This window comes from Streptomyces sp. MS191, assembly GCF_008042125.1.
Classification (GTDB): Bacteria; Actinomycetota; Actinomycetes; order Streptomycetales; family Streptomycetaceae; genus Streptomyces.
The window spans coordinates 1-16029 of record NZ_RDBI01000027.1; the positions used below are offsets into that span (position 1 = coordinate 1).

Consider the following 16029-nt stretch of genomic DNA (forward strand, 5'->3'; position numbering starts at 1 on the left):
GCACCACCTTCACCGCCGTCGCCCAGTCCTTCAACCCCGTCTGGCAGCCGAAGATGCGCCTGTCGATGTACACGAAGGCGTCCAGCGGGGCGACCGGCCAGGTGAAGGTGCTCGTCGACGGCCAGCAGTTCGGCCCCACGGTCACCGCCGGCACGCCGCCCTGGGCGTTGACCACGACCAGTCCGGCGCCGCGCAGCGTGGTGTCCGGGCCGTCGGACTCGGTGACCTGGGCGCTGACGTACACCGACGGGTACTCGCCGGTCATCGGGTCGCGCTCCAGGGAGCCGCCGAGGGTGTTGTCGTAGACGCGGACGTCGAGGGCGTGGCCGTCCTCGGTGACGGTGGCGCGGCCCGCGTAGTCGATGGCCACGCCCCACGGCTGGGTGGGGTCGATGTTCATGGGTGTGCTCCTCGGTGGGCGGATCAGGTCTGGGTGCCGTACATCAGGACGGGCTGGGCGTAGACCGTCCCGCCGCTGCTGGCCAGGGCGTGGACCTCGATGGTCATGACCTTGCCGAACTTGGTCGGCATGTCCACGGGCAGCAGGCCGGTGTAGTCGAAGGTGGTGCCGGCGGTGACCGTGGGGCCGAACTGCTGGCCGTCGACGAGCACCTTCACCTGGCCGGTCGCCCCGCTGGACGCCTTCGTGTACATCGACAGGCGCATCTTCGGCTGCCAGACGGGGTTGAAGGACTGGGCGACGGCGGTGAAGGTGGTGCTGCTGGTGGACGGCCAGCGGGCCGAGTTGAGGTCCACCGGGGGGAGCAGCTGGAGCCAGGGCCGGGCGAGTCCGCCGGTCAGGATGTCGTCCGCGAAGATCTCGTGGTTGTAGCCGTCGAAGATCCGGATGACGGGCCGGGTGGCGGTCGGCGAGCTGCCGCCCATCTGCAGGACGGCGGCCGTGGAGCCGTCGGCGTTGGTCCGCTTCACCGTCAGCTGGCCGTTGGCGACCTCGTTGAGGGCGGGGCGGGTGTTGACGGCGGTGGACAGCGCCTTGATCCGGCGCTCCATCTGGTTGAGCCGGTCGATGATGTCCTCGGGCAGCTGGGGCATCAGGCCTCCTCGAGGTAGAGCTCGGCGGTGTCGGGGCGGCCCCGCTCCGGGGGCCGGACCTTGACGCCGATGATGCGGAAGCGTGCGTCGAGGCCCGTGGGGTGCCATTCGTCGGTGATGCGGATGCGGGCGACCCGCCCGAGCAGGGCGGGCGGGACGATGCCGCCGAGGTGGATGCTGACCTCGGGGATGACGACGGCGCCGCGTGCCTGGGCGAGTTCGGCGGCGGCCAGCGAGTCCAGGGTGAGCTGGTCGCTGATCTCGTTGTGGTCCGAGGACAGGTCGATCAGCGGCCAGCCGTCGGCGAGCAGGGCCGTGTCGACCTGCTCGGTGGAGAACAGCGGCCGGGACTCGGCCGCCGCGTTGGAGTTGGTGGACGCGCCGCGGGCCAGGGCGGTGGTGCCGCCGCGGGTCGCGTCGCGCGGGAAGGAGTACGCGAGGATCACGCCGGGCCGGTCGAAGAGCAGGTCGGTGGCGCCGGTACGGATCTTGGGGGCCCCGAGGCGGAGCTGCCGGATCCGTTCGCCGCTGACCGGGTCGCGGTAGACCAGGATCTGGTGCTCGAAGCCGTCCTCCATCGCGGCGAGCTGGTCCAGCGCCTCCAGGTACACGGTCTCGTCGCCGAGGCGCCAGGTGACCGTCCGCTGGACGTCGGAGGTCTCCTCCCCGACGGTGACCTTGAAGCAGCGCGCCCCGGTCTGGAGCTCGGTCCACAGCCGGCGCGCGATGTCCAGCTGGTCGGTCGGCTCGGTGTACTTGATCTCCGTACGGATCCGGCGGCGTGCCGCGTACGAGTCGAACGTCGCCGCCTGGACGGAGAGGGTCAGCACGCCGCGGTCGGTGGACTGCAGGGTGCTGGTCCAGACGATGCCGCCCCACCACAGGTCGCCGCCGCGCTCCAGGTAGACCGCGGTGCGGCCCTCCTGGATCTGGCGTACCCGGTCGGCGATGGCCCGGTTCGGGATGGGGATGGTGCCGGACAGGGAGCCGGCCTTGCCGATGTAGTCGTCGAACTGGACGTCCCGCAGCGGCAGGATGTCGAGGGTCTGGTCGGTGATGAGGTCGCAGAAGATCGCCCGGTAGGGCGTGTCGATGGCCATGGCGGACCCCCTTACAGGACGTAGGTCGCGGAGACGCGGATGTTCCGCCCGGCGGCCAGGGCGCCGTTGGAGGACCAGGTGCGCAGGTTGACCTGGCCGTTGGTGTAGATGTTGGCGCCGCCGTCGCCGTAGCCGTCGCAGGCCGATGCCTCGAAGTCCATGCCCGGCCGCCAGCCGGCGGGGAGGGTGCACAGCGGTTCGTCGGCGATGTTGCCGGCGCTGTCGGCGTTGACCTGGGCTCCGGTGCGGGTGACGGTGACCGTGATGCTGCACAGCCCGCCCTTGGTCCTGCGGCCGGCGAACGACACCATGCCCCAGTTGGCGAGCGCGGTCGCGCCGCTGGTGGTGGTCTCGACCTCGACCGGCGGCTGGTGGTTCACCCACGAGGTGCCGTTCCAGCGCTGGAGCGTGCCGGAGTTGTCGCGGTACTGGCCGGCGTAGCTGCCGGCGGACACGGTGCCCGTGGGGGCGATGCCGCCGATCTCCTTCGGGTAGGCGACCCAGGCGGTGCCGTCCCAGCGCTGCAGGAAGTGGGCGTTGTCGTTGTCCTGGTACTGGCCGGGGTAGGAGCCGGCGACGCCCGCGTTGTTGTAGACGGGCAGGATGCCGCCGGCGGAGACGATCGTGGTGCGCAGGTCGGTGACGGCGTTCGCCCAGTCGATGCCGCCCGTGCCGGCGGACGCCCCGGCCCTGACCTTGACCGAGAAGAGGACGAGCGAGCGGGCGGGGGCGTTCGGGGCCACCGGGTTGGCCGCCGCCGCGCCCTTGACGATCTCGACGACGGCCTCGTACCTGCCGAGGGCGTTGACGTCGACGTCACTGTCGTAGACGCGGACGACGACCAGGTCGATGCGCGGGTTGAGCGGGTCGCCGTCGCCGAAGGTGAGGGTGATGTCCTCGTCGAGGGCGACCGGGTACGCGCCGTCGGTGGTGGCGCCCTGGATGACGGCCCGGCCGTGGTAGACGGTGGCCGTCATCGGGGCGGTGCCGCTCATCCACAGTCCGCCGACGCGGAACTTGCCGTCGTACGTGCCGGGCAGGACGCCGGAGCGGACGCCGAGCGGATTGGCGGGGGTGGTGGCGCCGATCGAGGTGATGCGGGTGTTCTGACGGGTCTGGCCGGTGGGCATCAGCCAGCCGGAGCGTACGGGCATGGGGATCTCCTGTGGGACGGGGCGGTCGGGCGGCTGCCGGACGGCGCGCGGCTCAGTACTGCGGGGTGATCTGGAGGAAGGTGTTGTCGAACCAGGCCCGCACGTTGGTGTTCGTGCTCCGGTAGTACGCGGTGACGGTGTAGGTGGCGCCGGCCGTCAGGCTGTGCAGGCGCTGCGTCGTCGCGACCGAGTAGGCGTCCGTCGGATCGGCCGACTTGGAGGCCACCGCGGCCAGTTCGTCGTCCGGCTCCCGGACGACGGTGGCGCCCTGGGTGACGCGCACGCTCATGAAGGCGGAACTCGCGATGCCCGTGGTGCCGGTGGCCAGGGAGAGTTCCATCCGGGACCCGAAGGTGAGGATCGCGGCCCGCGACGGCGGCGCGGTGAAGGTCACGCTCAGCGGGTTGTCGGCCCGGTCGATCAGCGTGTTCACGTACGTCGTGGACGTGGTGTAGCCGCCGTCCAGCGAGTCGTTGAAGTACGGCCCCGGGTAGGCGGCCGCCCACGCCGCGCCGTTCCAGCGCTGGAGCTGCCCGCCCGTGCCGTCCCGGTACTGGCCGGTGTAGCTGGCCGGAGTGGAGGAGGCGGAGTTCGGGACGATGCCGCCGATCGCGGAGGGGTAGGAGATCCAGGCGCCGCCGTCCCAGCGCTGGATCGCGCTGCCGGTGTCCTGGTACTGGCCCGGGTAGGCGCCCGGGGCGACGGGGCCCTCGACGGGCAGGATGCCGCCCGCGGAGACCACGGCGGTGCGCAGGTCCTTGAGCGAGGTGGCCCACGGGATGCCGCCGTTGCCCGCGCTGGCGCCGGCCGGCACGGTGACCTCGTACAGCGGGAGGCTGCGCGCCGGGGCGGGCAGGGCCTTCGGGGTCTGCTCCGGCACGCCCTCGATGATCTCGACGACGGCCTCGTTGCGGGTGTTGCCCTCGTAGAGCTTGTCGTAGATCCGCAGGACGACCAGGTCGACCCGGCCGTACTGGGCGTTGCCCGGGGAGAAGGTGACGACCTCCGAGGCCGGCAGGGTCACCGGGTAGGCGCCCTGGGAGATCTCGCCCTGGACGACCGCCCGGCCCTCGGAGACGATCGCCGACATGGCGGAGGAGCCGGTCATCCAGAAGCCGGACAGCCGGTACTTGCCGTCGTAGGAGCCCGGCAGGATGCCGGAGCGTACCTGGACGGGGTTGAGCGCGTTGGTCGCACCGATCTGGGTGAGACGGGTGTCCTCGCGGGTCTGGCCGGTCTCGGCGACCCAGCTGCTGCGCAGGTTCATGGGGTTCTCCAATCGGGAAGGTGCGGCGGGGGCGGGGTCAGGACCGGATCCACTGGGCGGAGAGGTTGCTGTAGTAGCCGGAGCCGCCGAGGGTGCGGACCGCCGCCGTGTGGTTCTGGAAGGCGGCCAGCTGCAGGGTGCTGCCCGCGGTGAGCTTGATGAGGCCCTGGCCGCCGACGACGACGGCGCCGCCGCCCGCGGGGGTGAGCCAGGTCATCCGGGGGACGCCGACACCACCGGCGACGATGCGGGCGCCGCGCATGTTGTTCGCGGAGTCGCCCGACCAGCAGACGTGCCCGGAGACCCGCCACCAGCCGGTGCGGGGCACGGTGTAGGTGTTGCCGCCGCTCCAGCCCCCGGAGTCGTCGATGTCGACGCCCTGGAGGGTGACGGTCGTCCAGTCGCCGACCGGGATGCTCTGCATGGCGGTCTGGGAGGCGCTGAAGAGGATCGTCGCCTTGCCCTCGGCGTACTGCCAGGCCGTGCCGTCCCAGCGCTGGAGGATGCCGGCGTTGTCGCGGTACTGGCCGGCGTAGGCGCCGGTCGTCATGGTGCCGTGCGGGGCGATGCCGCCGATCGGCTTCGGGTAGGAGACCCAGGTCGTGCCGTCCCAGCGCTGGAGCAGGCCGGCGACGTCGCGGTACTGGCCGGCGTAGGCGCCCTTGAAGCCGCTGGTCGGCATGATCCCGCCGAGCGCCGTCATCGGGTAGTGCAGGGTGGTGACGGCGGTGTTCCAGGCGATGCCGCCGGTGCCGGCCGACGTGCCGGCCGGCACCGTGACGGTGTAGAGCGGGAAGGCGCTGCCGGGGCCCGAGTCGGGGGCGACCGGGTTGGCCGAGGGAGCGCCCTTGACCAGCCGGATCACCGCTTCGGTGGCGCCGGTGCGGTCGTAGGCGTCGTCCAGGACGGCCAGTTCGACGAGGTCGATCCGGGCGTTCTGCGCGTCGCCGTCGGCGATGGTCAGCGTCTCCGGTGCGGTCACCGCGACCATGTACGCGCCCTGGGCGGTGTCGCCGCCCTGGACGACGGCCCGGCCGGTGCCGATCGAGCACTGCATCGGGGAGGTCCCGGTCAGCACGAGCCCGCCGGGGACGATGCCGGGGCGGGAGCGCAGCGGAGTCTCCGACGGGCTCTGCCCGTTGGGCGTGAGCAGCACGGACAGGGCGATCCGGGTGTCCTCGCGGGTCTGGCCCGTGGGCTGGAGCCACGCGGCGCGTACGGTCATGGTTCACCTCTGGGGATCGGGAGGGGCTTTCGGGGACGTGCGGCGCGGCGGACCGCGGGGCGGGGCCCCCGGGTCACCACTCGGCGCTGCGCCAGCGGATCGTCATCAGGGCGTCCGGCGTGGCGGTGTCGGGCCGGAAGGCCAGCTCCGTCCGGCCCGGTTCGAGGAGGAACAGCTCCTCGGGGCTGGAGTCGGCCATCGCGGTGTGGCGGCGGGACGCGGTGTTGTTGAGGGTGACCGTGCCGGCCGCGGTGTCGACGACGAGCTCGTCGCCGGCGGCCAGGTCGATCGCGTACCGCAGCCGGCGCTTGCTGACGCGCTCGGTGACGGTGGGCATGGAGCAGGGGCCGCGGAAGGCGATCACCGGGTGGGTCGGCGCGGAGCCGGTGTTCTCGGCCACGGCGTCGCCGGTGGACTTGGCCTGGCCCCAGTTGAGCGGCCAGACCAGCGGCCAGGTGAGGCCGGACTCAGGCTGCGGCGCGGTCGTGACGGCGGCCTGCTCGTTCACGGCGTAGCGGCGCGGGTCGGCCGCGAGCCACTGGATCGACATCTTCGAGCTGCCCTGCGTGGCGAAGCCCTGGTCGGCGGGGACCACGCGCTGGGCGATCCGGGCGCGCACGGCGAGCAGTTCGCCGTGCAGCCGGACGGTGAGCCAGCGCTCCTCGTCGAGCAGGGCGAGCGACTGCCGCAGGGCGCGGATGGCCTCGGTGGCGCCGTTCCACTCCGGCATCAGCACGATGGTGCCGCCGATCTTGCGCGGCTTGGCGTAGCGGGAGCCGGGCCAGGCGCCGTGCGAGGTGGGGCGGTCGGCGTCGGAGGAGTCGTACTCGGGCAGGTCCTCCCAGCCGGTCAGTCCGGAACGGTCGACGGAGAAGGGGGTGCCGGGGCCGATGAGAAGCCCGGCCCACTGCATCTGCCCGTCCTGGGTGATGAGCGAGCCGGGCGCGAGGTCGGCGGTGTAGCTGTTTCCGGCGTAGGCGGTCGTGGTCTCGGCCATGGGGCCGTCACCTCGTTTCTGAAGGGGGCCAGGGCGGACGGCTCAGGCGCGCGCCGTCGCGAGGAAGAGCAGGTCCTCCGCGGTCGACCGGGGGCCGCCGCCGGGCTCCTCGTGGAAGTCCCGGATGCGGTGCGGCGGTCGTGGCGCCTCGGTCAGGGCCGGGACGCGGCGGTTGTCCAGCGCGGAGAGGGGATCGATGCGGTAGGCGTCCGCGCCGCCGGGGAAGACGACACCGCCGTCGGCGAGCATCGGGATCTTGTCGAGGTCGACGCCGAACTTCTTGTCGGTGAGGGGGACCTTGAAGCTCAGCTTGTCGAGTCCGTCGATGATCCAGTTGGCGAAGGCGATCAGGCCGTTGATGGGTCCCTTGACGACGCCGACGACGGCGCTGAGCGCACCCTTGACCAGGTCGCCGATCCCGCGCAGGGCGCCGCCGACGGCGTCCTTCGCGGTACGGAAGAAGCCGGGGATCCTGTCCGTGATGAAGGACAGGACCGGTTTGACGGCGTCCTTGATGCCGCTCATGGCGCCGGAGGCGATCCCGCGCAGCGCCTGGGACGCGGACGAGACCGACGAGCCGACCTTCGAGATCCCGCCGATGCCGGAGCCGATGACCTTCAGGGCGGTGGTGAACAGGGTCAGGTACGCCTTGAAGTAGGTCCCGACGGCCTTGCCGAGGAGCGTCATGATCGGCTGGAGGAACTTCCAGACCGACTGAAAGCCCTTGAGGGCCTGCTGGAAGGCCTGCTTGATGATCCGCTGTCCGGTCTCGGAGTTCACCGCGAGCTCGATGAGGTACGCGGCGACGGGCACGACGATGCCGACGAGGAAGCCGAGCGGGTTGGCCCGCATGGCGACGTTGACGGCGGTCATCGCGATCGAGGCGACGGTCATGACGGTGCCGAAGGTGTCCATCAGCCGGGTGATGACGTCGGTGACGGGCAACAGGGGTCCCAGGATCGCGAGCAGGGCGCCGACGCCGGCGCCGAGCCTGCCGGCGGCCGTCCGCGTCCTGCCCGCGGCGGTGCCGAACCGCCGGACGCCGGCGGGTCCCTGGGACCGGCGCATCCGGCCGAGGGACGTCGAGGCGCCGGAGGCGTTGCCGCCGATGGTGCGTACGGAGGTGCCGGCGTCGCGGAGACCGGCGGCGAACCGGTCCATGCCGCCCGCGGCCCGCTGGGCGCCCTGCTTGATTCCCCGCAGTGAGTCGCCCGCCTGTCCGAGACCCCGCCGCAGGGAGGTCATCACCGGAGCGACACCCTGGAACGGGTTCGGCATGGCTGCGACGGCGCTCATCCGCGTGCCTTCGCCAGGTACATGAGCGCGTCCGCGGTGCTCTGCGGATCGCTGTTGCGGGCCGCGTGGTAGTGCTCGATGTGCAGTCCGGTCCCGGCGCCGCCGCCGCTCTGCAGGCTCTGCGCCATGCGGGCGCGCCGCGCCGTGACGGCGAGCAGCCGGTCCAGCTTGGAGAGCGGGAGGACGGCCTCGGCCTCGCCGGCCTCGGCGAGGATCGCCGGGACACCGCCGTGGCGGGGCATGACGACACCGCCGGTGGCGAGCATGGGGATGGTCGGGATGTTGACGCCGAAGGTCTTGCCGCCGACGATCGGCACCCAGCCGGGGACGCTGACCTTGACCCGGTTCAGGCTGCCGATCATGCGGTTGATCAGGCCGATCACGGCGTTGATCGGGCCGGACACCCCGCTCTTGATGCCGTTGAACGCCCGGGACGCGATGTCCTTGAGGCCGTTCCAGATGCTCGACATCTTGTCCTTCACGGCCCTGAAGGCGTTCGGGATCGTCGTCTTGATCCAGTTGACCACCGGGGTGATCACGGCCTTGATGCCGTTCCAGGCGGTCCTGACGACCGTCTTGATCGCGTTCATGACCGTGGTGATGACCGTCTTCCAGATCTTCACGTAGGTCTTGATGACGGTGGCGACGGCCTTGACGACGGTGGTGACGGCCTTCTTGATGCCGTTCCAGACCGTCTTGATCAGGTCGCCGGCCTTCTTCATGATCGGGCCGATGGCCTTCATGACCGAGCTGATCACGGTCTTGATGGCGCTGAACGCCTTCTTCATGACCGTCTGCATGGTCTTCGAGCGCATCGCCATCTCGACGATCTTCTCGATGAGCGGCATGAAGAGTTCGAGCAGACGGGCGAGGAAGTTGCCCTTCATGGACTTGTTGAGCTTGTCCTGGCCCTTGGCCGCCTTGCCGGCGCCGGACTCGAACCTGCCGAGCTTGCCGCCGGCGGTCTGGCCGGTCTGACCGGCCTTCGTCATGGACTTCTCGGCCTGGTCCGAGGCGGTCTTCAGGCTCTTGAGCTGGGTGCTGGAGCCCTGGGCGTTGCTCTTGAGGTTCTTGAGCTGACCGGACGCCGAGTTGCCGGCGTCCCCGACCTTCTTGACCGAGGTCGCGGCACCGGACGCCTGCGTCTTGAGATTGCGCAGGGAGTCGGACGCCTTCTTGATGGAGCTGGTGAGAGACATGGGTCACCTCCTTTCGTGGTGGGGTGGGTCAGATCTCCGCGGCGGCTTCCCGGGCCCTGAGCTTGAGGGTGTTGAAGGCCTGGGCCACGTCCCCGCCCGCCCTGGCGAGCCGCTCGGCGGCCTGGGCGGCGGACGACAGGCTCCTGGCCTTGGGGAGCTTCCTCGGGTCGAAGTGCCGCTGGGCGCTCGCGAGCTTGCCGGTCGCCTTGGCGACGGCGGTGATCTGCGGGGCGTCGGAGGCGGCGATGGCCGTGTTGACCTTCTCGACGGCGGACGCGGTCTTGGTGAGCTCCCGCGCCTTGGGAACCTTGCGGATCTCCCTGTTGAACACGTCGAGCTTCGGGTTGACCTCGGCGAGCTTGGACCGGAGGGTCTCCAGCGTCTCCGGGCTGGGGTGGTTCGCGCCGGCACCGCCGCCGTCGCCCGCACCACCGCCGGCCGGGGTGCGGCCCGCGGCCTCGATGCGTGCGTCGCGTTCTTCTCGCATGACGTCCGCGATGGGCCTGCGCTGCGGGCGGCCGTAGTCGCTCGCGGGGTCGCGCTGATAGGTCATGCGCTCGCCGTTCTCGCCCCGCGGGGTCACGAAGCTGAGCGCCTGGCGCGTGATGTTCCTGGCCGCGATCTTGGCGGACTCCTGCACCATCAGCACGAGCGCGCCGCCCGCGGCGACGGCGCCCGCCGTCGCGAGCGCGACCCAGCCGCCCTCGGTGAACAGGTTGTACAACTTGGGGACGATGCCGAGGTTCAGGTCCTCCATCGTCTGTTCCCACTCGGGTTTCGGCTCCTCCGGGTTCCCGCCGTCGGCCGGGGGCTGGCCGCCCGACGAGGGTGTGGCTCCTGCCATGTCTTCCTCCGCTGGTGTGGTGGGGAGGGCAAGCCGAGAAAGCCCCTGCCGGTTCCGGCAGGGGCTTTCTCGTGCGGCTGGGTCAGGCGTCGCCGTCCCGGCGGGACGCGCGTCGCGCCGAGCCGAGGGCGTCGTTCCAGCCCGCCGTGTACGCGAGGGTCTCGCGGCGGGTGACCTCGGCGTACAACGTGCCGAGCAACGCTCTCTTGTCGAGGGCGACGGGCCCGTCGAGGAGCCGGCGGAGGCAGTCGTGGAGCGGTGTCTGCGGTCGCGATGCCTCGGCCTGCTGAGTCATGGACGCCTGCCTTCCGATTGCTTGCCCGTGCGTGCGTGGCGGCGCCGCGGAGTGAGGAGCGGGGGCACCACATGTTCGAACTACTGTGCGAATAGAACTATGGAACACCTGTTCGGTGTTTGTCGAGCGGGAAACGTCTGACGGTGTGTCTTGTGCCGTTTACCTGATGCGGGTTGGTGCCGGATCGGGTGCGTGTGTTCGACCGGGTACGCTGAATGGGCGTTCCTGGACCGGACCACCACGGGGCGTGAGGTGCGCGTGGGGCGCGAGGGGACCTCAGGGGGCTTGGAAGGCAGTGCTTGCGATGAGCAGGGAGCCGGGCGGCAGTCGCCGGGAGCAGATGGTCGACTGGCTGGAAACCCATCCCGACCTGCCCCATCTCTTCGCACGGATCTCCGAGCTCGTCCACGTCGCCGGATTCGCCCCCGAGGAGCTGGTGGTGCTTCCCCGGTCCGAGGTCGACCGGCGGGAGACGGCCGCCTTCACCTCCGGCTGGGCCGAGGCCGTGTCGGACGAACTGCCACGCATCCGCAGGGAGTACGAGAAGCGCGTCGCCGACGCCTACGCACAGGGTCAGAGTGACGCGCGTGGAATCCGGCGCCCGCTGCGGCGTTCGGACGTCGGCGGAGACGGCGCCCGGGTCATCCCGCTGCCCTTCGCGCGGCTCCTCGAACCGCCGGCCGCCGTGATCCAGGCCGAGGAGCGCGTCCGCAGGGAGCGGGAACTGTTCGAGCGGCGGCCCGAGCCGCCGTCCGAACCGGCGCAGCCGACGGTGCCCGCACCGCGGTCCGGGAAGGACGCCGAATCCGCGCCGGAGCCCGTGCCGGGGTCCGAGGCGTCCTCCACGCCCCACCGCGAACAGGGGCAGGGCATCGAGCAGGACGTCCTGCCGGCCGCGCAGGAGAGCCGTACGCGCCGGTCCGCACAGCCGGTGCGCAAGGTCGTCCGCGGCAAGGGCGGGCGGCCGATCGTGCCGCCGCTCGCCGGTGCGCCCGCCCCGGGCGGGGCAGCCTCCGACCGCCGCGGCCCCGAGTCCGGTGACCCGGACGGCCGCGGCAGGGGACGCCGGCTGTCCGAACGGGCCCGGGCCCTGGAAGAGGACCTGGCCGCCGAGCGAGCACAGGAAGCGCCCCCGGAGCCCGGTCCCTGACGGGACCGGGCTCCGGGGGCCGCGGGGGTGTGGCGTCAGCCGAAGAACCGGACGAGGGCGCCGGGCGAGATCGCCTCGTCGGCGCCCTGCTCGGACGCCTCGCCCTGTTCCGCCGCGTCCTCGTCCTGGGCACCCGGACGCGGGACGGGCTTCGGGGGCTCCGGCGGATCGTCGTCCTCGCCGGAGTTGACGCACGAGAACATCCAGTTGGAGACGGCCAGATGGTCCACCGCCGCCGCGAGGAGATGGTCGGTGACCGACCACTCCGCGGCCTCGCCGTGCAGCTCCCGCTGCACGGCGCTGTCGTGCGGCAGGTGCCTGATCAGCGTCATGACCCGCCGGCTGGAGAGCTCCCCGCGGTGCCAGTCGAGGAGATCGGTGCCGTAGTAGCGGAGGAGGTCCGCTTCGAGGGCCTCGGCGTGTTCATCGACGAACTCGACGAGGCTCAGCCTTCCCCCAGGCCGAGCCCGGTCTCCTTGCCGTAGGCCTCCAGGACGGCGGCGATGTCCTGCATGGTGATGTCGTGCTGTTCGAAGCGGCTGAACTGCTTCTCACCCATCAGGAGCGCGAGCAGGCCGTCCACGTCGTTGTCGTCGAGCGTGCGCAGCGCCTTGGCGGTGGCGCGGCTGAGTTCGGTGGGCAGGGTGTAGCTCTGGCCGTCCAGCTCGAAGGACCAGCTGCGTCCGCTGGCCTCCAGGCGCTGGGCGCGGGCGGCGTTGACGTCGAAACGGGCCATGGTGAGGCGTACTCCTTGTTCGAGTGAGTGAAGAGGAGAGGGGCGGGGCGGGACGGAGGATCCGTCCCGCCCCTGGGGGAAGGGATCAGACGGTCGCGGAGTACTGGCTGTCCTTCATGAGGAAGGTCGCCAGCGGCTTGCCGTCGCCCTTGGACATGGCGGAGAAGGTGACACCCAGCTGCGACGCCGCCTTGCGGGCCAGCTTGATGTCGTCGGTCGCGGTGACCTGGCCCCGCGGGATGATGAAGCGGTACCGGACGGCGGTGGTGCCACCGGCCTTGACGTCCGTGAACTCCAGGCCGAGGGCGCGCACGTCGGCGAACGGACGCTCCGCGATCTCGTAGCGGTAGGTGTCGACGGCCGGCGTCGGCTCGGCCTTGACCGCGTCGCCGCCCATGAAGAACGGCAGCGTGTCCTCGTTGAACTGGAGCAGCGAGAACTTCAGCGACAGGTCACGGCTCGAGTAGATGTAATGGACCGGGGAGACCGACTGCCACGAGTCGATGGCCTCCAGCTTGTCCTTCTTCGAGAACGTGACGCCGTCGCCGGAGGTGAAGCCGAGGTCCTTCCAGCCCGCACCGGACCAGTCGGCGGCCGAGTCGGTGCCGAAGGTGGCCGGAGCGGAGGTCCCGGCGTCGGCGACGTAGAGCTTGCCGGTGCCTGCGACGCGGATCTCGGCGGAGTTGTTTCCTGCCATGGTGGGGTTTCTCCTTGATGAGAGGGGTGGGTGGCGCACCGCTCCCGGGCGTCGGGCCCGGGTACGGCAAAGGCCCCGCCGGAGAGCGGGGCCTGGTCTGTGGGTGAGCGTCCGTCAGGGAGCCGTGAGGGCTCAGAAGACGCTCAGGGAGAGGCGGATGACGCACAGGTAGCGGTTGGCGCCGCGGTAGAGGTAGTCGGGCAGCCAACGCGGGCCGTCCTGCTCCTCGACGTCCTGGAAGACGTTGGTGCCGACCTGCTTGCCGATCGTGGCGAGCAGTGCGCGCCGGGCGGCGTTCGCGAGGGTGTGGGCGGCGTTCTTGCTCGGCCCGTACACCTCGAACTCGATCAGCGGCATGTCGACGTGCAGGTCGCCGACCCAGGCGCCGCCGCGGCGGTTCACGAGCACGGCGCTCTGCGTGCCGTCGAAACCGGCGGGCGGGTTCACGGCGATGACGGCGCCGGCCAGTGCGGGATCGGCCTTGAGGACGTCGACGACCAGCTTCTCGACGTCCGGGAACGCACTCGGGGGAGTGGTCATGACGGTGCTCCTCGGGAGGGATGGCGGGAGCCCGTTGTCGGGCACAGCTCCGCCGCTGCACCAACTGTGACAGAGAGCGTGCGCGCACGCAACTAATTCGGGGATCGGGTCCGCCGGACCATTCGCGGCGGGTGCGCCACGGACGTCCGGGAGGGCGGCGGCGGGGCGGTCGTCGGGCCGACGAGGCCCGCCTCGTACGCGTCCGGGGCCAGTCCCTTCCTCGCCGGGCGCGCACTCCCGGCGCGCGCCGGGCCGGGCCCGCCCCGGACGCCCGGCCGGGTCCCCGCAACGACGAAGCGCCCCGCGTCCTCGAGGGACGCGGGGCGCTTCTCTTCTCCGCGGCGGACTACGCGGTACGCGGGCGGCGGCTCGCCCGGCGTTCCGCGGCGAAGACGTCCTCCAGGCGGAACAGCTGGGCCCGGCCCGCCTTGCCGGCCGCGCGCAGGTGGCCCAGCTGGACCCACTTGCGGATCGTCGCCGGGGCGACCCCGGCCTCCGAGGCGGCCAGCGGGCCGGGGATCAGGGCCGGCAGGGCGGGGGACGTCAGCACGGGCTCTCCTCCGTCGGGTCGGTAACGGTGTCCACGGCGGCGGTGGTGTCCATCGCCGCCTCGATCTCGTCCGTACGGGCTCCGGACGCCTCGGCCAGGTCGTGCCACTCCGCCTCCGGCCACAGGTGCCGGTAAGCGGGGTCGTCCTGGCAGCCGCACACCTCGTCCGTGCAGACGCAGGCCGGGTTCACGCAGAGCACCGCGCGGCGGTCCGTGAACGCCCGCAGCGACACCGAGTCGCACCAGGGGCAGCGACCGGAGACCCGGACGACGGTCTCGGTGTCGCCCAGCGTCCGCGCGCACCGGCGGGCCATCCGGCGCAGCTCGTCGCGCACGTGCCGGGCCAGGTCGGGGTGGGCCGCGATGTCGTCGAGGTGGGCCGCGGTCCGCCGCAGCCGCTCCACGACCCCGGCGCGGCCGGGGCGGGGGAGGCCCAGCCGGGCGCGTACCGCCTCCTCCAGCTCCACCACGCCGTCCGTGATGTCGCGGATCGCGTCGGACACGTGGAGCCGGATCGGGGCGGCGCCGTGGCCGGGGACGGAGAGTCCGTGCCGCTGCTGGAGGAGCAGCGCCTCGCGCCGCTCCTCGCGGATGAGCTCGTCGCGGCCCGGGTGCGGCGCGGCGGGCGCGGCCCCGGCGGGGGAGCGGCGTCCGGGGGCCAGCTCCGAGGCGAGCTCGGGAAACTGGCGTACGAGGGCGGCGGTCCAGAGCGCGATGTCCCGGACGACCTGGCCGGCGGCGAGGAGGCGGCTGTCAGTCACGTACGCCGCCCGAGTGTGCGGCGCCCGCGGCGACGGGCGCGGGGACGGCGGGCGTTCCGGGGCCGGTGACGCCGCGTGGGCCGGCCGGGGCCTCGCGCACACCGGCCGGGGTGACCGCGCGGGGCAGGTCCACCGTGCCGGTCCGCCGCGAGGTGTCGGCGGAGTGCCGGCCGCGGCGTGCGACGACGGGGCGGCCGTTGCGCCACAGGCGGCCCGCGCAGACGCCGTCGAAGTAGCTCTCCGCGGGCGCCACGGCCGTCTCGCACTCGCGGCTGACGAGGCAGACGGCGCAGGCGCGCAGCGCCGGGGCGGCCTGCTGGGCGCGGCGGGCGAAGACGACGGACGGGGAGAGGCCGACGCACGCGGCGGCGGCCTGCCATGGGGTCGGGTCGGGCAGGAGCAAGGTTCATCTCCACGGTCCGGGCCACCGAGTCCTGGGGCCGAAGGGGCTCCTGGGACTCGTGAGGCCGACGAGTGCGGCGGCGACTCAGAGAGTGACATGTTGCGTGCGGGCGCGCAACAACGTTGAGGAGGAGCCTTCACCGTTTCGACACGGTTGCGTGCCCGAAAGCACGTAATTCTGCGCGCGCAAGCACGCTAGAGTGGGAGCTCGGAGGGTGGGGAGTAAGGGAGCGGTACACATGAGCACTCAAGGGCTCGACGCATTCGCAGGCTGGGTGGAAAGCCTGATGAGAGCGCGCGGCTACGACATCGACAGCCCGCGCGGCGGAGGCAAGTCCCGGATCGCCGACGAGGCCGGCGTCCACCGCGCCGCCGTGACCCGGCTGCTCCAGCGGCAGAGCATGCCCGACCTGGAGACGATGCGCCGGATCGCCCCCCTGCTCGGGGTCTCCGTCCGCGACATGCTGATCCGGTCCGGCCGGGTCACCCCCGAGGAACTGCCCCTGGCCGAGGACCTGCTGCCGCCCGACGACTGGCAGCCCACCATGGAGGACTTCGCGCGCTGGCTCGGGGTCCCCGACGAGCGGATGGGCGTCTTCGTCAAGGTCGTCAACCAGTTCCTGGAGCCCGGCGAGGAGGACACGGAGACCCGCGCCCCGGGCGAGCCGCGCCGCGCCGCCCGGGACTGACGACGCCCGTGCCGCCGGGCCCCACCCGCCCCCGGGCCCGCCCGGAACGTCCCGTCCGGCGCGCGGTCCGCGGC

19 protein-coding genes and 1 pseudogene are annotated in these 16029 nt (G+C 72.0%); 2 read left to right on the top strand and 18 right to left on the bottom strand.

Annotation, left to right across the window (positions count from 1 at the left end):
• The 11 genes and pseudogenes from EAO71_RS37445 to EAO71_RS03185 form a co-directional block, all read right to left on the bottom strand.
• Positions 1-400, bottom strand: a pseudogene (locus tag EAO71_RS37445) (hypothetical protein); the annotation flags it as partial.
• 23 nt (positions 401-423) lie between these two features.
• Positions 424-1053, bottom strand: coding sequence for a hypothetical protein (locus tag EAO71_RS03140; protein WP_147976222.1), 630 nt, complete (start codon positions 1051-1053; stop codon positions 424-426).
• Complete coding sequence (locus EAO71_RS03145; protein WP_147976223.1) at positions 1053-2153, bottom strand: hypothetical protein; 1101 nt, start codon at positions 2151-2153, stop codon at positions 1053-1055. Before EAO71_RS03145 ends, EAO71_RS03140 begins: the two co-directional genes overlap by 1 nt.
• 11 nt (positions 2154-2164) lie before the next feature.
• On the bottom strand, positions 2165-3307 hold the full coding sequence (locus EAO71_RS03150; RefSeq protein ID WP_147976224.1) for a hypothetical protein: 1143 nt from the start codon (positions 3305-3307) through the stop codon (positions 2165-2167).
• A gap of 52 nt (positions 3308-3359) precedes the next feature.
• A complete protein-coding gene (locus EAO71_RS03155) occupies positions 3360-4574 on the bottom strand; it encodes a hypothetical protein (RefSeq protein ID WP_147976225.1) in 1215 nt (404 codons plus the stop codon).
• Positions 4575-4611: 37 nt separating this feature from the next.
• Positions 4612-5799: a hypothetical protein gene (locus EAO71_RS03160; protein ID WP_147976226.1), complete on the bottom strand. Its 1188-nt coding sequence runs from the start codon at positions 5797-5799 to the stop codon at positions 4612-4614.
• Between the two features lie 73 nt (positions 5800-5872).
• Positions 5873-6796, bottom strand: a complete 924-nt coding sequence (locus EAO71_RS03165; protein ID WP_147976227.1) for a phage distal tail protein — start codon at positions 6794-6796, stop codon at positions 5873-5875.
• Positions 6797-6838: 42 nt separating this feature from the next.
• Positions 6839-8092, bottom strand: a complete 1254-nt coding sequence (locus EAO71_RS03170; RefSeq protein ID WP_147976228.1) for a phage tail tape measure protein — start codon at positions 8090-8092, stop codon at positions 6839-6841.
• On the bottom strand, positions 8089-9291 hold the full coding sequence (locus tag EAO71_RS03175) for a phage tail protein (protein ID WP_147976229.1): 1203 nt from the start codon (positions 9289-9291) through the stop codon (positions 8089-8091). The genes EAO71_RS03170 and EAO71_RS03175 overlap by 4 nt, the downstream gene beginning before the upstream one ends.
• A gap of 28 nt (positions 9292-9319) precedes the next feature.
• On the bottom strand, positions 9320-10135 hold the full coding sequence (locus EAO71_RS03180) for a hypothetical protein (protein WP_147976230.1): 816 nt from the start codon (positions 10133-10135) through the stop codon (positions 9320-9322).
• Positions 10136-10217: 82 nt separating this feature from the next.
• Positions 10218-10430 carry a hypothetical protein gene (locus EAO71_RS03185; RefSeq protein ID WP_147976231.1) on the bottom strand — a complete coding sequence of 71 codons (213 nt, stop codon included), beginning with the start codon at positions 10428-10430 and terminating at the stop codon, positions 10218-10220.
• A gap of 304 nt (positions 10431-10734) precedes the next feature.
• Between EAO71_RS03185 and EAO71_RS03190 the strand changes: the two genes are divergently transcribed.
• Positions 10735-11580: a hypothetical protein gene (locus EAO71_RS03190; RefSeq protein ID WP_147976232.1), complete on the top strand. Its 846-nt coding sequence runs from the start codon at positions 10735-10737 to the stop codon at positions 11578-11580.
• A 35-nt stretch (positions 11581-11615) separates the two neighbouring features.
• Here EAO71_RS03190 and EAO71_RS03195 read toward each other — a convergent pair whose 3' ends face one another.
• The 7 genes from EAO71_RS03195 to EAO71_RS03225 all read right to left on the bottom strand — a co-directional run bounded on the left by EAO71_RS03195 (position 11616) and on the right by EAO71_RS03225 (position 15267).
• Positions 11616-11912, bottom strand: coding sequence for a hypothetical protein (locus EAO71_RS03195; protein WP_147976233.1), 297 nt, complete (start codon positions 11910-11912; stop codon positions 11616-11618).
• Positions 11913-12025: 113 nt separating this feature from the next.
• Positions 12026-12316 carry a hypothetical protein gene (locus EAO71_RS03200; RefSeq protein ID WP_147976234.1) on the bottom strand — a complete coding sequence of 97 codons (291 nt, stop codon included), beginning with the start codon at positions 12314-12316 and terminating at the stop codon, positions 12026-12028.
• An 85-nt stretch (positions 12317-12401) separates the two neighbouring features.
• Positions 12402-13013, bottom strand: a complete 612-nt coding sequence (locus EAO71_RS03205) for a phage tail tube protein (protein WP_147976235.1) — start codon at positions 13011-13013, stop codon at positions 12402-12404.
• 132 nt (positions 13014-13145) lie between these two features.
• The gene (locus EAO71_RS03210) at positions 13146-13553 is read right to left on the bottom strand and encodes a hypothetical protein (protein WP_147976236.1); all 408 of its coding nucleotides are present in this window, start codon (positions 13551-13553) and stop codon (positions 13146-13148) included.
• Positions 13554-13899: 346 nt separating this feature from the next.
• Positions 13900-14103, bottom strand: a complete 204-nt coding sequence (locus EAO71_RS03215) for a MerR family transcriptional regulator (RefSeq protein ID WP_147976237.1) — start codon at positions 14101-14103, stop codon at positions 13900-13902.
• Complete coding sequence (locus EAO71_RS03220) at positions 14097-14864, bottom strand: hypothetical protein (RefSeq protein WP_147976238.1); 768 nt, start codon at positions 14862-14864, stop codon at positions 14097-14099. Before EAO71_RS03220 ends, EAO71_RS03215 begins: the two co-directional genes overlap by 7 nt.
• A complete protein-coding gene (locus EAO71_RS03225) occupies positions 14857-15267 on the bottom strand; it encodes a WhiB family transcriptional regulator (RefSeq protein ID WP_147976239.1) in 411 nt (136 codons plus the stop codon). Before EAO71_RS03225 ends, EAO71_RS03220 begins: the two co-directional genes overlap by 8 nt.
• 238 nt (positions 15268-15505) lie before the next feature.
• Between EAO71_RS03225 and EAO71_RS03230 the strand changes: the two genes are divergently transcribed.
• The gene (locus EAO71_RS03230) at positions 15506-15955 is read left to right on the top strand and encodes a helix-turn-helix domain-containing protein (protein WP_147976240.1); all 450 of its coding nucleotides are present in this window, start codon (positions 15506-15508) and stop codon (positions 15953-15955) included.
• Positions 15956-16029: the final 74 nt, after the last annotated feature.

Excerpts from the sequence above, each read along its gene's own strand:
- EAO71_RS03160 (WP_147976226.1), bottom strand. The coding sequence starts at position 5,799 with ATGACCGTACGCGCCGCGTGGCTCCAGCCCACGGGCCAGACCCGCGAG.
- EAO71_RS03210 (WP_147976236.1), bottom strand. The coding sequence starts at position 13,553 with ATGACCACTCCCCCGAGTGCGTTCCCGGACGTCGAGAAGCTGGTCGTC.
- EAO71_RS03190 (WP_147976232.1), top strand. The coding sequence starts at position 10,735 with ATGAGCAGGGAGCCGGGCGGCAGTCGCCGGGAGCAGATGGTCGACTGG.
- EAO71_RS03140 (WP_147976222.1), bottom strand. The coding sequence starts at position 1,053 with ATGCCCCAGCTGCCCGAGGACATCATCGACCGGCTCAACCAGATGGAG.
- EAO71_RS03155 (WP_147976225.1), bottom strand. The coding sequence starts at position 4,574 with ATGAACCTGCGCAGCAGCTGGGTCGCCGAGACCGGCCAGACCCGCGAG.
- EAO71_RS03145 (WP_147976223.1), bottom strand. The coding sequence starts at position 2,153 with ATGGCCATCGACACGCCCTACCGGGCGATCTTCTGCGACCTCATCACC.
- EAO71_RS03165 (WP_147976227.1), bottom strand. The coding sequence starts at position 6,796 with ATGGCCGAGACCACGACCGCCTACGCCGGAAACAGCTACACCGCCGAC.
- EAO71_RS03175 (WP_147976229.1), bottom strand. The coding sequence starts at position 9,291 with ATGTCTCTCACCAGCTCCATCAAGAAGGCGTCCGACTCCCTGCGCAAT.
- EAO71_RS03200 (WP_147976234.1), bottom strand. The coding sequence starts at position 12,316 with ATGGCCCGTTTCGACGTCAACGCCGCCCGCGCCCAGCGCCTGGAGGCC.
- EAO71_RS03205 (WP_147976235.1), bottom strand. The coding sequence starts at position 13,013 with ATGGCAGGAAACAACTCCGCCGAGATCCGCGTCGCAGGCACCGGCAAG.
- EAO71_RS03170 (WP_147976228.1), bottom strand. The coding sequence starts at position 8,092 with ATGAGCGCCGTCGCAGCCATGCCGAACCCGTTCCAGGGTGTCGCTCCG.
- EAO71_RS03150 (WP_147976224.1), bottom strand. The coding sequence starts at position 3,307 with ATGCCCGTACGCTCCGGCTGGCTGATGCCCACCGGCCAGACCCGTCAG.
- EAO71_RS03185 (WP_147976231.1), bottom strand. The coding sequence starts at position 10,430 with ATGACTCAGCAGGCCGAGGCATCGCGACCGCAGACACCGCTCCACGAC.
- EAO71_RS03230 (WP_147976240.1), top strand. The coding sequence starts at position 15,506 with ATGAGCACTCAAGGGCTCGACGCATTCGCAGGCTGGGTGGAAAGCCTG.
- EAO71_RS03180 (WP_147976230.1), bottom strand. The coding sequence starts at position 10,135 with ATGGCAGGAGCCACACCCTCGTCGGGCGGCCAGCCCCCGGCCGACGGC.
- EAO71_RS03195 (WP_147976233.1), bottom strand. The coding sequence starts at position 11,912 with ATGACGCTGATCAGGCACCTGCCGCACGACAGCGCCGTGCAGCGGGAG.